Below are 15262 nucleotides of genomic sequence, written 5' to 3'. Positions count from 1 at the left end.
TGTTATATTAATGTTAATTAGTTGACAAACTGCTTTTTACAACCTATATTTATTACTCCTAATTGATTTAAACGTAATGATCCGTATTAAAGCCAAAAAAATACTATTGGTTGCGCCAGAAGTCTTTTCTGAGCCGCTAATAGGTAAAAAAAATGAAGTAAAACATGTAACCAGTGTGAGCCAAATTTTTCCGGTAATGTATGATATGAACCCCGATCTTATCGTTTTTGATTACGAACATCTCGGGCCGGAATTTGAAAGGATATTAAGACGAATCCGCACCAACTCTTTCTATAATAAGACAAAAATTTGCTGTTACAAGCCCAAGGCCGAACGTAAAACGGACAGCCTTTTGCAAACCCTGGGCGTAAACTACTTTCTGCACGAAACCGTTACCCCGGCTTATACAGATACTTGTACGCGCAACTATTCTTTACCCGAGAGCATCAGCATGCTGTTTAAATCGGCAGTGTTGAATCTCGAATTGCAATAAACATCTTAGTTATGATACAAAAAGGGGGACTTGCCAATAGCAAGTCCCCCTTTTTATTTTTATCAGGATTACGATTAATTGATCCACTCAAACTTAGTGTACGGCACCAATACCTCCGGTATTTTAATACCCTCTGCAGTTTGATTATTCTCTAAAAGTGTAGCTACAATACGCGGCAAAGCCAATGCGCTACCGTTTAACGTATGCGGCTGTTGTGTTTTACCCTCGGCATTGCGGAAACGAAGTTTTAAACGGTTAGCCTGGAAGGTTTCGAAGTTTGAAACAGATGATACCTCTAACCAACGGCCCTGTGCTGCGCTCCAGGTTTCCATGTCATAGGTAAGTGATGCAGTGAAGCTCATGTCGCCCCCGCATAAACGCAATACACGATAAGGTAAGCCCAATTTTTGTAACAAGCCTTGCACGTGAGCGCTCATTTGTTCTAACACATCATAAGATGTTTCGGGATTAACTACTTGTACAATTTCTACCTTATCAAACTGATGCAAACGGTTCAGTCCGCGCACATGCGCTCCGTAAGAACCCGCCTCGCGACGAAAACATGGCGTATATCCGGTATTTTTAATTGGAAGCTCGTCTGCTTTTAAAATTACATCGCGGTATAAGTTGGTGATAGGCACCTCTGCAGTAGGAATCAGGTACAGGTTGTCTGCGCCTACATAGTACATTTGTCCTTCTTTGTCGGGTAGCTGCCCTGTTCCGAAGCCAGATGCCTCGTTAACCATTAATGGCAGCATGCGCTCATCATAACCTGCTTTTTCAGCTTCGTCTAAAAAGAAAGCGATTAATGCACGTTGTAATTTTGCGCCTTTGCCTTTGTAAACCGGGAAACCTGCACCGGTTATTTTAACGCCCAGTTCAAAATCAATCAGGTTATATTTTGCTGCCAGCTCCCAGTGCGGTAAAGCATTGGCCGGCAATTCGGGCTTTTGGCCGTTTTCTAAAACAACCTCGTTTTCTTCGGGTGTAATGCCTTTAGGCACAGAACTGTGCGGCAGGTTAGGCAGCAACACCAATTTTTGCTGAAGCTCGGCTTCTATCTGTGCTAACTGATCGCCCAGTTGTTTAATCTCTTCTTTCCAGGCCCCGGTTTTACCCTTAATGGCTTCGGCCTCATCTTTTTTGCCGTTGCGCATCAGCTCGCCTATTTGTTTTGCTGCGGAGTTAGCTTCTGCCGATACATTGTCTAAACGGTTCTGAGTCTGACGACGGCTGTCGTCCAGTTTAATTACTTCATCAACCAGGTCTGTTTGCTTGAAATTTTTTACAGCCAAACGTTCTAAAACCTGTTCCCTGTTATCGCGGATATAACTAACTTGCAGCATTATTTTATTTTTTGAACAGCAAAGATATAATTTGTTCATAGTTTATAGTTCATAGTTCATGGCTTTTCCTATGCTAACTATAACATACTATGATCTATTAGCTATCATCTATGAACCCAGAAACTGGTAAACTTTACTTAGTACCCACCCCGATAGGCAACCTGGAGGATATTACCCTTCGTGCCATCCGCATATTAAAGGAGGCCGATATTATTTTGGCCGAAGATACCCGCACCTCGGCGCCTTTGCTAAAGCATTTTGGTATAGAGAAAAAGGTTTTTGCTCACCATCAGCATAACGAACACCAGGCATCAAGCGAGATTGTTAAATTTTTGAAGGAAGGCAAAATGATTGCGCTGATTTCGGATGCCGGTACTCCTGCTATATCCGATCCGGGATTTTACCTGGTTCGCGAAGTGTTAAAAAACGAATTGCCTGTAGAATGCCTGCCGGGAGCAACCGCCTTTGTACCTGCCCTGGTTAACTCAGGTTTCCCGACCGACAAGTTCTGTTTCGAGGGATTTTTACCCCTGAAAAAAGGCCGCCAAACCCGATACAAGGTTTTGGCCGATGAAGAGCGTACCATTATATTTTACGAATCGCCTCATCGCCTGATGAAAACCATGGACGAGATGGCTACCTATTGGGGTGCCGATCGCCAGATCTCCGTTTCGCGCGAGCTCACCAAAATGTTTGAAGAAACAGTTCGCGGTACTGTAACAGAAGTAAAAGCCTACTTTGAAACCCACCCTGCAAAAGGCGAATTTGTGATCTGTGTTAAGGGAAAAGAATAATACCACTTCATGAAAAAGAACCTCCTCCTCGCCATATTTTCCGGTCTTTTACTTTGGTTGGCCTGGCCGCCTACGCAGTACATTACCTTTTTTCTTTTTGTTGGTTTGGTGCCCATGCTACTGGCAATGGAAAACATTATCCAATCTACATCAACAAAAAAAGGGAAGCAGATTTTCGCCACAACCTTTCTGGGTTGCTTCGTGTGGAATGCCTTATCTGTATACTGGGTATACAATTCTATTAAAACAATTGGGGCTGTTATTGCCATACCGATTACGTTAATTCCCTATTCGTTGGGGCCATTGCTAATGGCAACGGCTTGCTGGTTATATTTTAGGTTACGTGTAGCAACCAATCGAACCGTTGGTTTGGTTGGGCTGGTATGTTTTTGGATCGCCTATGAATACTTGCACCAAACGTGGGCACTAGCCTTCCCATGGATGACTTTGGGTAACGGCTTTGCAACAAGCCACCAATGGGTGCAATGGTACGAGTATACCGGCGTATATGGTGGCACCGTTTGGATTTGGTTAATGAACATACTGATATTCCTATTCTATATCAGCTTAAGAGAAGCTCAAACCACAACCTACCGCAAAAAAATTATTATAGCATTCTTTCTGGTATTAATACTACCAGTCGGCTTTTCATTAGTAAGGTATTATTCTTACCAGGAGCAGATGAACCCATCTAACGTGGTTATTGCTCAACCCAATATTGATCCTTATGCAAAAGAGTTCAGCATACCCGTTCATCAACAATTGGGTATATTAACACACCTTTCTGACTCCATTGGCCAAAAAAACACCGAGTACTTTTTATGGCCCGAAACTGCAATACCCGATCCTTTTGTAGAGGAGAAAGTCCTTGCAAACGCCTCTTACCAACAGGCTCGCCAGTTCTTGAATAAGTACAAAAACGGCAACATCATCACTGGTGCCGAGACCTATAAAATATATAACAATGATGCCACAGAGACCGCCAGCCCAATGGAAGGCGGCCAGTACTTCGATCAATTTAATGCGGCGGTCACCATCGAGAATTCCGACAATGTGCAGTTTTATCACAAGTCAAAGCTAGTACCAGGTGTCGAAAGCATCCCGTTCAGTTCGCTATCGTTTTTAAAACCTGTTTTTGCTCATTTGGGTGGTGCAACCGGAAGCTATGGATGGCAGCTCGAGCCGGCTGTTTTCTACACGCAAAGTGGTATTGGCAGCGATCCTGTAATTTGTTACGAGTCTATTTGGGGCGATTATGTAGGCAAGGCAGTATTAAAAGGCGCACAATTTATCGCCATTATTACTAACGACGGTTGGTTTGGAAACTCAACAGGCAAAGACCAGCATTTGGATTATGCCAAATTACGTGCCATTGAAACCCGCAGATGGGTATGCCAATCGGCCAATACTGGTATTTCGGCATTTATTAACCAGCGTGGCGATGTGGTTAAACATACCAACTGGTGGGTACGCACAGCCATTAAGCAAGATATCAATCTAAACTCTGACCTTACTTTCTACGTAAAGCATGGCGACTACCTAGCCAAGCTTGGAATGTTCTTAGCTCTGCTCGGAATGATCTGGATATTGGTGAGGGTGAGGTATAAAAAATGAGTAAAGGCGTGAATGATAGAATGAGTGAATATTAAAGCCCTATTCTATCATTCACTCACTCTATCCTTTTATCATTGGCTAGTTGCGGCTCAAAATGAACTGCATCAGATCATTAATAGGATGTTTAATGATCTTGCCCACTTTAATGTGCTGAGCCTCGCAAAGTGCGCGGAGTTCCTCGCCAAATACATCAGCGATAGATCCTACAAAGTGGCTTTTGTATTTATGGTACTCGCTGTACGATTTGATATTGGTTTCGATAAACTCGTTCAAGTTCTTCGAGATAATTTCTTTTGCGTATTGAGTATGGCGTATCTGGCCTAAAAAACGCGTAAAAGAAGCTAAATAAGTATTGGCATTAGGCTTCTGGTATACGTTGGTCATAATGGTAGACTTATCCAGATCGTATTCTTCTTTAAACTGCTCGCTTATAATCTCCGGCATTTTACCGTACAGATAATCGGTGATCAGTCTTTTACCGAACGAAGTCCCAGAGCCTTCGTCACCCAAAACAAAACCGAGTCCGTGCTTACCGGCATGGATTTCTTCGCCATCAAAAAACGAAATATTGGAGCCGGTGCCCAATACACAGCAAAGCCCTTTTTCGTGGCCACAGGTGGCGTAAGCAGAGCCTAAAAGATCGCTATCTACGCTGATGTATGCTTTGGTGAATAACTGGCTGAGGGCATTAGATACAATTTCGTGCCTATCGGGACTTGAACAGCCTGCGCCGAAGAAGTAAATTTCCTGTATAGATTGACCGTATTTTGCAATAAGACCGGGAACCTGATCCTGCAATATTTTTACGATCTGCTTTTCTGTTAAAAAGTAAGGGTTTAGCCCGCTCGATCTGAAATCTAATGGTTCCTGATCAGGGATATGCAGCAACCAATCTGTTTTTGACGAACCGCTATCTGCAACTAAGATCATGTACCGAGTTCTTCGAGTATTTTATGGGTTAATGGCTTGTGGATAAATTGCACTACGTACTTGTTTTCGGTAGAACGTTTTACGTCTGTAGGATCGAGCGATGACGAAAGCATAAATATTTTGATAGCTTCCTTTCCGTCGAAATCTATCTTATCAAACTCATTTAAAAATTCGAACCCATTCATTAAAGGCATTCGCAAATCCAGAAAAATAACGTCTGGTTTTACCGAACCATCTCTTAATGCATCTATAGCCTCTGTTGCAGATTGACGCACAGCTATAGCTTCGACGAAATTGCTACTTTCTAAAATTCGACGCGTAACAAAGTTGTCGATATAGTTATCGTCAATTAACAAACAATTTTTATAGGTCGCAGGCATTAACTTCAAAAATAGTTATTTAGAATTAATAATCCTTATAAAAAAAACTTAGTCGATGTTAATTGTAGCAGTGATTTGTTTCAATGTGATCTCTGCAATTTTCGACTGGTATTGAGCTGCAAAAAACTTCGATTGAGCATCCAAATAGTTACGTTGTGCTTCTCTTATCTCTAACGGTGTAATGTTACCTATCTTATATTTTTCTAAAGATATATCGAGGTTACGCTTGGCAATTACCACATTGCTTTGCCCTAATTTTATCAAATCTAAACCGGTTAGGTAGCTGGCATAAAGCGTATTGATCTGCGCGTTAACATCCAGTTTAGTTTGGTCGTTATAAATGCCGGCGCTATTCATTTGCAGCTTGGCATTGCGTTCGCGCCTCCATTGGTTAAAGCCATCAAAAATATTGATGGTTGCAGTTAAGCCATAAGACCAACCGTTTGATTTTTGGATCTTGGTAAAACCTGCCGGGGTATTGCTATTGTTCACTGTGTATCCACCATTTACAGCAACCTGTGGATACCGGGTTGATTGCACTTGCTTTAAACTGATTTCGGCCAAACGCTTATTGATTTCCGAAGCAATAATTGCAGGGTTCTGATTTTGCGCCTGGTTAAGGATATCGCCCAACAGCAGCTTTTGGTCAACCACTATGGTATCGGCTACTTTAAACTGGCTCTGCAAATCGCGGATCATTAATTGGTTTAATTTGATCTGGCTAGTTTTATACGCCTGCAGTTGGGTAATGTAATTTGCGGTATCGGTATTATAGTTTACCTCGGCGTTCAGTACGTCCAGGCGTGATACCCGGCCTACCTTAAACTTATCATTAGCATATCGTAACTGCACACGCGAAATAGCGATGGCGCCACGCAAGGCTTTCAACTGTTCATTTTGGTTTACCAGGTCGTAGTAACTCGATAATACACTTGCAATGGTAGCCTGCACAGTATCGCGCAGTAAAACTTGTCCCAGGTTATTACGCTGTTTCAAGGCGTCGTAATTGGCAAACATGCCAAAACCATCAAACACGGTCCAGTTTAAATTTGCGCCATAGTTGGTGCCCGTGTTGTTGGCATTATTAATTGCGTTAATGCTGTTATCGGCACGAATTTGTCGCGTATCCTGAATACTATTGCTTGATGTGAACTGACCGTTAACCACCGGCAGCATACCTGCTGCACCCGGGGTAACGTTATTTTTAGCAATGGCAGCATTATTTTGCGATAGCCTGATGTTATAATTATTCTTCAGCGCAATTTCAACGGCATCCTTTATAGTAAGCATGGTGGTGTCCTGCGCGTGCAGGTTACCTGTTAAAATAAGGCAGGCCGTAATTAGGCTTAAGCTTAGTCTTACTTTCATACTTCTTATAAATTTTCTATCAGTTTAGGTTCGTGGATTTCTTCTTCTACAGGCGGTTCCTCGTTAGGATCGTGGCGTGTTTTCGACGCAAACATCAAATACATTACCGGGATAATGTACAGGGTAAGGATAAGCGAGAAAAGCATCCCACCCATAATTACTATACCTAAAGACACACGGCTTTTAGCACCGGCACCCAGTGCAAAGGCAATAGGCACAACACCTAATATTACAGCCAAACTGGTCATTAATATCGGGCGTAAACGCGCAGTAGCGGCCTCCACAATAGCTTCGTATTTGGCAACACCGTGTTCCATGCGCTGGTTGGCAAACTCAACAATGAGGATACCGTTCTTAGTTACCAAACCTACCAGGGTAATCATACCAATCTCACTAAAGATGTTCAGCGTTTGATCAAACAACCATAACGATATAAATGCACCTGCAATAGCCAGCGGCACGGTAAACATTACAATGAACGGATCTATGAAGCTTTCGAACTGCGCGGCCAGTACTAGATAAATAAGCAATAGCGCAAAACCGAAGGCAAACAAGATATTCGAAGAGCTTTCGGCATAGTCACGGGATGGCCCGCTTAGTGCAGTACTGAATGTTGAGTCAAATGTTTTATCTGCCAGTTTCTGCATTTCGGCAATACCATCGCCCACCGTGTAACCCGGTGCTAAACCTGCCTGTACAGTTGCCGATTTATAACGGTTAAAGTGGTAGATAGACGGCGGTGTAGCATCTTCGGATACTTTAACAACGTTATCCAGTTGCACAAGCGTGCCACGGCTGCTGCGCACATAAACAGATTTCAGGTCGAGCGGCTGATCGCGGTTAGCACGGTCTACCTGCGCTATAACCTGGTACTGTTTACCATTAAGCAAAAAGTAATTTAAGCGGCCGGCACTATAGTAAAGCTGTAGTGTGGTGGCTATATCGTTAACGTTAACACCCAAATCACGCGCACGGTCGCGATCGGTAACCACTGTAATTTCGGGCTTGGTGAATTTTAAGTTTACGTCTGATGCCGAGAATACCGGATCTTTAGAAACCTCGGCGAAGAAAGTAGGCAAGGCCTTACGGATTTTCTCAAAATCCTGATTCTGGATTACAAACTGAACGGGTAAGGAGGTACGAGCACCACTACCACCACCGCTTATGGTTTGCTCTTGCACAACCAAAGCACGGGCATCGGGGTAACGGCTTAATTTTTTGGTTAGCCAGTCGGCAATTTGCTGTTGGCTTCGCTTCCTTTGATCTGGCGCAACCAAGCCCACCCGGCCAAAGCCCGAGTTGGCAGAACCACCACCGCCACTACCCGGTGAAACAACAGATATGTTTACGTTAGCTTCGGGGATAGAGTCATCAACCAATTGCGAAATATTGTTCATGTACTTGGTCATAAACTCATAACTGGCACCTTCGGAGCCGGTTACACTAAAACGTAATAAAGAGCGGTCGTCAAGCGGAGCTAATTCAGACTGGGTAGATTTTGCCAGTACACCGATGATCACCAACGAAATAGCGATGATAACCAGCGAGATCCATTTGCGCTTCATAAAGTTAACCAGCGTTTCGGTATACGCATTGGTCATCTTTTGGAAGAATGGCTCGGTACGGATATAAAAATTCGACTTCTTCTGATTTTTGCGAATCAGTTTTACGTTAAGCATTGGCGTTAACGACAGGGATACGAAAGCTGAGATCAATACCGAACCGGCAACCACAATGGCAAACTCCCTGAATAATCGCCCTGTAAAGCCTTGTAAGAATACGATTGGTAAAAACACCGCCGCCAGCGTAACCGAGGTTGATATTACCGCAAAGAAAATCTCTGCCGACCCCTCGAACGCCGCCTTTCGGATCGGCATGCCCTCCTCTACCTTCTTGTAAATATTCTCCGTGACCACGATACCATCATCCACCACCAAACCCGTAGCCAGTACGATACCAAGCAGGGTTAGAATATTGATAGAGAACCCGAAGATATACATGATAAAGAACGTACCGATTAAGGAAACCGGAATGTCTATCAGCGGGCGGAAAGCGATGAGCCAATCGCGGAAGAACAGGTAAATAATAATTACCACGAGAATAAACGAGATAATCAGCGTTTCTTCTACCTCATCGATAGACTGGTTAATAAAGCGGGTGTTATCCAACGCCACTTTAACTTTAATATCGGGTGGCAGATCTTTTTCTATCTGCTTTAAACGCACATAAAAATCCTTGGCAATTTGCACGTAGTTGGCACCCGGTTGCGGCACAAGGGCGAGACCCACTTCTGGCACACCCGACTCTTTCAGCGAAGTTTCTTCGTTTGACGAACCCATTACCGCATAACCCACATCGCGCAGGTGAATAACACGGTTACTGTCGGCACGGATAATAAGGTTATTAAATTCTTTTTCGGTCGACAGCTTGCCCAGTGCACGGATAGTTAATTCGGTATTGTTGCCCTCGATCTTACCGGCAGGCAACTCCACGTTCTCATTATTTAGCGCATCGCGAATATCGGTAGCGGCTAATCCATAAGATGATAATTTAGCCGGATCTATCCATAAACGCATCGCGTACTGGCGTTGACCCTGAATATTGATAGAGCTCACACCCGGGATGGTTTGCAAACCCTCCTGTAATACGTTTTCCGCGTAATCATCCACCTGCATAATGTTGCGGGTGTCGCTGCTTACGGTAATGGTAATAATGTTATCTGAATTGGCATCGGCCTTGGTAACTACCGGCGGGGCATCAATATCCTGTGGTAACTGGCGTTGTGCCTGTGATACCTTGTCGCGCACGTCATTGGCCGCAGTTTCCAAATCTGCATCGAGGTTAAACTCTACCGTGATGGTGCTGCTACCTACAGAACTTGTTGACGAAATGTTGCGGATACCTTGTACACCATTAATGGCTTTCTCCAAGGGCTCGGTTATCTGCGACTCAATTACCTCGGCATTTGCACCCGAGTAACTGGTTTGCACAGTAATAATAGGCGGATCTACCGAAGGGAAATCCCGCGTTCCTAAAAACTTGTAGCCGATGATACCGAAAACAACAATTACTACAGAGAGTACTGTTGCCAACACCGGCCGCTTAATACTGGTTGAGGATAAACTCATGATAATGCTTACTTAATAACTTTAACAATTTTTAAAGGCACTTTTGGTCGCATTTGTATCAGACCCGAAATGATCAGGCTATCGCCGGCTTTTAAACCGTCGGTAATTTCAATTTTTGTATCTGTGCGCAGGTCAGTTTTTACCGGTCTGACAACGGCCGTTCCGTTATGGGCAATGTACACTTTGCTGTTTTTCAGATCGGGAATTACGCATTCGGTAGGCACCATAATAGTTTTCGGGATCTGATCGAGCGTTAAGTTGATCTTGGCGAAACCACCCGCGGTAATCAGGTTTTTAGGATTGGCTGCACGTGCACGTACGGTAACCGTACGCGATGTTTGATCAATGGCCGGCTCAATGGCATAAACAACAGCTGTAAAATTCTCTCTCGAACTCGCAATGTTAAAGCTAACCTTGCTGCCTGGTTTAATTAAAGGCTGATAGCGTTCGGGAACCGAGAAGGTAACCTTCATCGGATCGGTGCTAACCAGGGTAGCAATGGATGTGGACGGTGATAAATAACCACCGGGGCTAACGTTTCTTAATCCAATAACTCCCGAAAACGGTGCACGGATTTCGGTACGGGCAATCTGCGCTTTAATTACATCGCCCTGTGCCTTTAATGAGTTATAATTTGACAATGACGTATCATACTCTTGCTGGCTTACGGCTTCTTTACTTAATAATACCTTGTTACGATACTCGTTTTGTTGAGCAAGCGTAATCTGATATTGATTTTGCTTTAACGATGCCACCAGATCGGCATTGTAAACTTTTACCAGCACCTGCCCTTTGCTTACACGGCTACCTTCCTGAAAGTAAATGCCCGTAATGTTGCCCGCGGTTTGGCTAACCAGGTTTACCTTTTCGTTAGGATCAATAGTACCGGTAAGATCTATATTGTTGGTTACCGCGGTATCCTTAACAATCATTACCTTAACCGGCACCGGGCCGTTTTTCTTTTTGCCGCCTTTGGCGCCGGCAGCCTGGCCCGAAGCCTCTTTGCTTTTGCCGTTGTGCAGCTTGTTAAATATTAAAAAGCCTACTACTAAGGCCAGTGCAATATATACGATGTACCTGGTTTTCATAAAATATGGTATCGCTTAAGATTTGGTTTCTACGTTGGTTTCTGTTAATGTGTGCGCTCGCAAGTTCTCTTCCATCTGCGCCAGCACCCGGTTAAAGGTTTTTAAATCAGCAGCAGATATATTTTCGGTAGTACTGTTATTAATGCCCTCAAACGCCTTTATAATTTCCGGCACTTCCTGTTCGGCCTTTGCTGTTATTTTAAGCAGTTGTTCGCGACGGTCGGCAGGGTTTATTTCGCGGTATACGTAGCCCTTTTCGGTAAGCAGATCAATAATGCTTACTAACGACGACTTATCTTTATCCAATAACTGGCCCAGCGCTTTTTGTGTAAGCTGGCCATTGTGTAAATAAATCAGGGTTAAAAAATCGTGGTAACGGTTAATATCCAGATGATCTACCTGTTTTGCCAAAGCATGCAGGTAAATGCGTCCGAGATGAAGTAGCTTGCGCGATATTGGCTCCGTTATGTCCATAAAAAAGGCGCAGCTAAAGTAAATAGTTATAATATATAATAGTTGTGTGTATCAACCATTTTACAACGTAATATTACTGCTATAAATGCTTAATAAGTAGTTTTTTATAAATTGCGCCCCATGAAAAAAACTGCTTTATTTTTTATTGCACTATTTACTTTGCTAATGACAAATTACACCGACAGCATAGCGGCCGAAAATGTGAAGATCAGCTATGAGGTGAAATTCACCGAACCGCAGGCACATTATGCCGATATTGAAATGACCGTAAGCGGTCTCGCCCAAAACGCTTTAGACCTTAAAATGCCCGTTTGGACTCCAGGCTCGTACCTGGTGCGCGAGTTTGCCAAAAACCTCGAATCTTTTGGAGTTGAAGCAAATGGTAAAACTATTCCGTTTGTAAAAACCAGTAAAAATACCTGGCATATTAACACCACCAACATTAATTCGGTGAAGGTAAAATACCGCATGTATTGCTTCGAGATTTCGGTTCGTACTGCTTTTATTGATGTTACGCATGCCTTTTTGTCAACTTCAGGGATGTTTTTATATCCAAATGGTATGCTGATGCACCCATCAACCATACATATTACCCCTTACAAAAACTGGGATAAAGTATCTACAAGCCTGGAAATGGTAAACAACGATCCGTTTACCCGCACTGCACCTAACTACGATATTCTTTTCGATTCGCCGATTGAGGTGGGTAACCAGGATGTTTTTGGGTTTAAAGCTGCCGGCGTTGATTACGAAGTAGCCATGTATGGTGGCGGCAACTATGATAAAGAGCGCCTTAAAAAAGATATGGCCCATGTAGTTGAATTAGAAACCGCTGTTTTCGGCGAAAACCCTAACAAGCATTACACCTTTATAGTACATAACTATAACCGCGGCGGCGGCGGGTTGGAGCACTTAAGCTCTACAGTACTGGGCGCTTCGCGCAATAGTTATAATACCGAATCGGGTTACCAAAACTTTTTGAGCCTGGTGGCGCACGAGCACTTTCACCTGTGGAATGTGAAACGTTTACGCCCGATTGCCTTAGGCCCGTTTGATTACGACAACGAGAACTACACTACCGATCTTTGGATTGCCGAGGGCTTCACTGCTTACTACGACAACATGATTGTTAACCGCACCAAGCTTTACAGCACAGATAATTATTTAGGTGTACTGGCGGCGGATATCAACATTGTAGAAAACTCACAAGGCGCCAAAATCCAGCCACTATCTCAATCGAGCTATGATGCCTGGATCAAGGCCTACCGCCCTGACGAAAACTCGGCCAACACAACTATCTCGTATTACAACAAAGGTTCGGTAGCGGCATTTTTGTTAGATCTGGAAATTATCAGCGACAGCAAAACCAAGTACAGCCTTGATGATGTAATGAAATACATGTACAACGAGTACTATAAAACCAAAAAGCGCGGCTATACCGATGCTGAGTTTAAACAAGGTTTAGAGAAATTTGCCGGTAAAAACCTGGATAGCTTCTACCAAAAATACGTTAACGGTTTAGACCAAATAGACTATAACAAATACCTTGGCTATGCAGGCTATAAATTAACCGACGAATTTGCTAACACCAACATCCCGACTTTGGGCATTAAAACAAGTACTGTTGCCGGTGTTACCAAAGTAATTGGCGTTAGCCGCGGAACTGCGGGTTGGATAGACGGCATTAACGTTAACGACGAGCTGAAAGCCATCGACGATCAGCCGATAACTGATCCTAAAAACCTGCTTGGCGACAAAAAAGTAGGCGATAAGGTAACCGTTACCGTTATTCGCGACGGACAGACGCTTAACCTGCCGGTTACACTGTTACGCAATAACGACTTTAAATATAAAATAGAGAGTATCGATTCGCCTTCTGAAACACAATTGGCAGTTCGTAAAAAGTGGCTTATTTATAATAAAAACACGCCATCTATCTAAACAGCATATTTTGCTTTTGGAGCAAGTAAGAAAGGTTTTCAGTATCAAAAACTGAAAACCTTTTTTTGTTTATCAACTTATATATACAGTACTTATTTTTTAATTAACTAAAAAGGAGTCTACCATGAGATCATTATTGTATATCGTTGCCGTTATCCTGATTATAGGATGGGCATTAGGCGTATTTTTATACTCAGCGACGGGTATTATCCATGTATTGCTGGTAATTGCCATTATTTCGTTCTTACTGGGCATTATCAGAAGTCCGAGCACTGTTTAACATTTGTCTTTATTAAAATACCTAAGGGCTCTCTAATATAGAGGGCCTTTTTTTGCACGTTCTTTTAAATAAAGTTCAGTACTCGAGAGATATTCCATTGCATAGCCCTCTTAACCCCATTCGAGAGGGAATTCTAATCCGCCTAATTCTTCTCTCTTGACTCCTGAGTCTCAATTCCCGACTCCCTTTCCCCACCTTTTTACAAATATTTAAGCGGAATGGTGTAGAATTTCTATCTTTAATTTTTAATTAGAAATAAACTATGTCAATTAGAAAGAAAGTCATTGAAGACGATCTTGCACAAATATTCACTCAACGACTTGAATCTACCCTATTTTATTTGTTGGACGATGATGACCCGGTTAACATATATATGCTTACGGAAATTGGTAAATTATTGAAAATTGACGTAAGTAATCTTTTCCCATCAACTTTTAAGTCAGGCGCTTATAACCTTAAAGTATTAAGTCAGGGCGACATAGACAGAGCACTGAATGTAGCCGAAGCTTTGTACGAAACCTGCATTCGTTTTCAGAAATTTGATCTCGCTTTAATTGTAAACTCAGAGGTAAGTCGGGCTATCAATGAAACCAGCCTGCCCTTAAATTGGATCGACGGAAAATTCATCGGATAAAGAAAACATGCTTTAAGCACCCTTTCTATTCAAACTAGCCATTAGCTGATCGTACAGATCATCACTTGAGGTTTTTACCACTTTCATTTTCTTAATGGTTGGTCGTTTGCCTTTGGCTTTAGCTTTGATAATTTTCAGCAGCTCGTCGGTATATTGATCTTTAAATTTCGATACATCAAATTTTTCGGCGTACTGATTGATCAGGGCCAAACCCATATCCAGTTCTTTTTTACTGAGCTTGGTTTCTTTGGGGATGTTCAAATCTTCCGTACTTCTGATTTCCTCCCCAAACCTTATTCGCGTAACCACCAGCACATTATTTTCGGGATGGATAATGCACAAGTTTTCGGTATTGCGCAGTACAAAACGGGCCAATCCGGCCTTTTTGCTTGTACCCAGCGCCTGCACTAATAAATTATAAGCCTTACTATTTTTCTGCTCGGGCTCGGCGTAATAGGAGGTTTCATAAAACATGGGGTTTACTTCGCTCATATTCACAAAACTTTCTATCTCAATCAGCTTTGTTTTCTCGGGACTGGCGGCCTCAAAATCAGCCTGCTCTACCACTACATAATCATCATTAAGTTTGTAGGCACGTACTATTTTGTCGTAAGGTACCTCTTTGTGAGTGTCTGCATTCACGCGCTGAAACCTGATACGGGCGTGGTCGCGGCCGTCTAGCATATCCAGATCGAGCGAACTGTTCTGCACCGCCGAATATAATTTAACAGGAATATTTACCAGCCCAAACCCTATCGAGCCTTTCCATATCGATCTCATAATTAGCTTGTT

At 42.9% G+C, this 15262-nt stretch carries 14 protein-coding genes; 6 read left to right on the top strand and 8 right to left on the bottom strand.

The features are described from left to right. The first annotated feature begins 76 nt into the window (after nucleotides 1-76). Nucleotides 77-493 (top strand): hypothetical protein, encoded by a 417-nt coding sequence (locus GSY63_RS04980; RefSeq protein ID WP_166584724.1) that lies wholly within the window; start codon nucleotides 77-79, stop codon nucleotides 491-493. Nucleotides 494-567: 74 nt separating this feature from the next. On the opposite strand, the gene serS is transcribed toward GSY63_RS04980, so the two are convergent. Then, a complete protein-coding gene (gene serS, locus GSY63_RS04975; protein WP_166584867.1) occupies nucleotides 568-1839 on the bottom strand; it encodes a serine--tRNA ligase in 1272 nt (423 codons plus the stop codon). 110 nt (nucleotides 1840-1949) lie between these two features. Between serS and rsmI the strand changes: the two genes are divergently transcribed. Both rsmI and lnt read left to right on the top strand, forming a co-directional pair. Continuing rightward, nucleotides 1950-2633 (top strand): 16S rRNA (cytidine(1402)-2'-O)-methyltransferase, encoded by a 684-nt coding sequence (gene rsmI, locus GSY63_RS04970; protein WP_166584723.1) that lies wholly within the window; start codon nucleotides 1950-1952, stop codon nucleotides 2631-2633. Between the two features lie 9 nt (nucleotides 2634-2642). Further along, nucleotides 2643-4247: an apolipoprotein N-acyltransferase gene (gene lnt, locus GSY63_RS04965; RefSeq protein WP_166584722.1), complete on the top strand. Its 1605-nt coding sequence runs from the start codon at nucleotides 2643-2645 to the stop codon at nucleotides 4245-4247. Between the two features lie 78 nt (nucleotides 4248-4325). Here lnt and GSY63_RS04960 read toward each other — a convergent pair whose 3' ends face one another. The 6 genes from GSY63_RS04960 to GSY63_RS04935 are packed head-to-tail and all read right to left on the bottom strand — an operon-like array spanning nucleotide 4326 to nucleotide 11615. Continuing rightward, nucleotides 4326-5177: an N-acetylglucosamine kinase gene (locus tag GSY63_RS04960; protein ID WP_166584721.1), complete on the bottom strand. Its 852-nt coding sequence runs from the start codon at nucleotides 5175-5177 to the stop codon at nucleotides 4326-4328. After that, nucleotides 5174-5557 carry a response regulator gene (locus GSY63_RS04955; protein WP_166584720.1) on the bottom strand — a complete coding sequence of 128 codons (384 nt, stop codon included), beginning with the start codon at nucleotides 5555-5557 and terminating at the stop codon, nucleotides 5174-5176. Before GSY63_RS04955 ends, GSY63_RS04960 begins: the two co-directional genes overlap by 4 nt. A 48-nt stretch (nucleotides 5558-5605) precedes the next feature. Continuing rightward, nucleotides 5606-6925 (bottom strand): TolC family protein, encoded by a 1320-nt coding sequence (locus tag GSY63_RS04950; RefSeq protein ID WP_166584719.1) that lies wholly within the window; start codon nucleotides 6923-6925, stop codon nucleotides 5606-5608. 5 nt (nucleotides 6926-6930) lie between these two features. Next, nucleotides 6931-10053: an efflux RND transporter permease subunit gene (locus GSY63_RS04945; protein WP_166584718.1), complete on the bottom strand. Its 3123-nt coding sequence runs from the start codon at nucleotides 10051-10053 to the stop codon at nucleotides 6931-6933. An 8-nt stretch (nucleotides 10054-10061) separates the two neighbouring features. Next, nucleotides 10062-11141 (bottom strand): efflux RND transporter periplasmic adaptor subunit, encoded by a 1080-nt coding sequence (locus GSY63_RS04940; RefSeq protein WP_166584717.1) that lies wholly within the window; start codon nucleotides 11139-11141, stop codon nucleotides 10062-10064. A 15-nt stretch (nucleotides 11142-11156) separates the two neighbouring features. Then, nucleotides 11157-11615: a MarR family winged helix-turn-helix transcriptional regulator gene (locus tag GSY63_RS04935; RefSeq protein ID WP_166584716.1), complete on the bottom strand. Its 459-nt coding sequence runs from the start codon at nucleotides 11613-11615 to the stop codon at nucleotides 11157-11159. A gap of 165 nt (nucleotides 11616-11780) precedes the next feature. Between GSY63_RS04935 and GSY63_RS04930 the strand changes: the two genes are divergently transcribed. The 3 genes from GSY63_RS04930 to GSY63_RS04920 all read left to right on the top strand — a co-directional run bounded on the left by GSY63_RS04930 (nucleotide 11781) and on the right by GSY63_RS04920 (nucleotide 14470). Further along, entirely contained in the window at nucleotides 11781-13556 is a 1776-nt protein-coding gene (locus GSY63_RS04930) for a M61 family metallopeptidase (protein ID WP_243749155.1), read from the top strand. A gap of 124 nt (nucleotides 13557-13680) precedes the next feature. Further along, entirely contained in the window at nucleotides 13681-13836 is a 156-nt protein-coding gene (locus GSY63_RS04925) for a lmo0937 family membrane protein (RefSeq protein ID WP_166584714.1), read from the top strand. Nucleotides 13837-14098: 262 nt separating this feature from the next. Further along, nucleotides 14099-14470, top strand: coding sequence for a hypothetical protein (locus GSY63_RS04920; RefSeq protein WP_166584713.1), 372 nt, complete (start codon nucleotides 14099-14101; stop codon nucleotides 14468-14470). A gap of 12 nt (nucleotides 14471-14482) precedes the next feature. Here GSY63_RS04920 and ku read toward each other — a convergent pair whose 3' ends face one another. Continuing rightward, nucleotides 14483-15250: a non-homologous end joining protein Ku gene (ku, locus tag GSY63_RS04915; protein ID WP_166584712.1), complete on the bottom strand. Its 768-nt coding sequence runs from the start codon at nucleotides 15248-15250 to the stop codon at nucleotides 14483-14485. Nucleotides 15251-15262 lie beyond the last annotated feature (12 nt).

This window comes from Mucilaginibacter agri (assembly GCF_009928685.1).
Taxonomy (GTDB): domain Bacteria; phylum Bacteroidota; class Bacteroidia; order Sphingobacteriales; family Sphingobacteriaceae; genus Mucilaginibacter; species Mucilaginibacter agri.
Note: the sequence above shows the minus strand (reverse complement) of the source record. Positions and strands in the feature narration are given on the sequence as shown.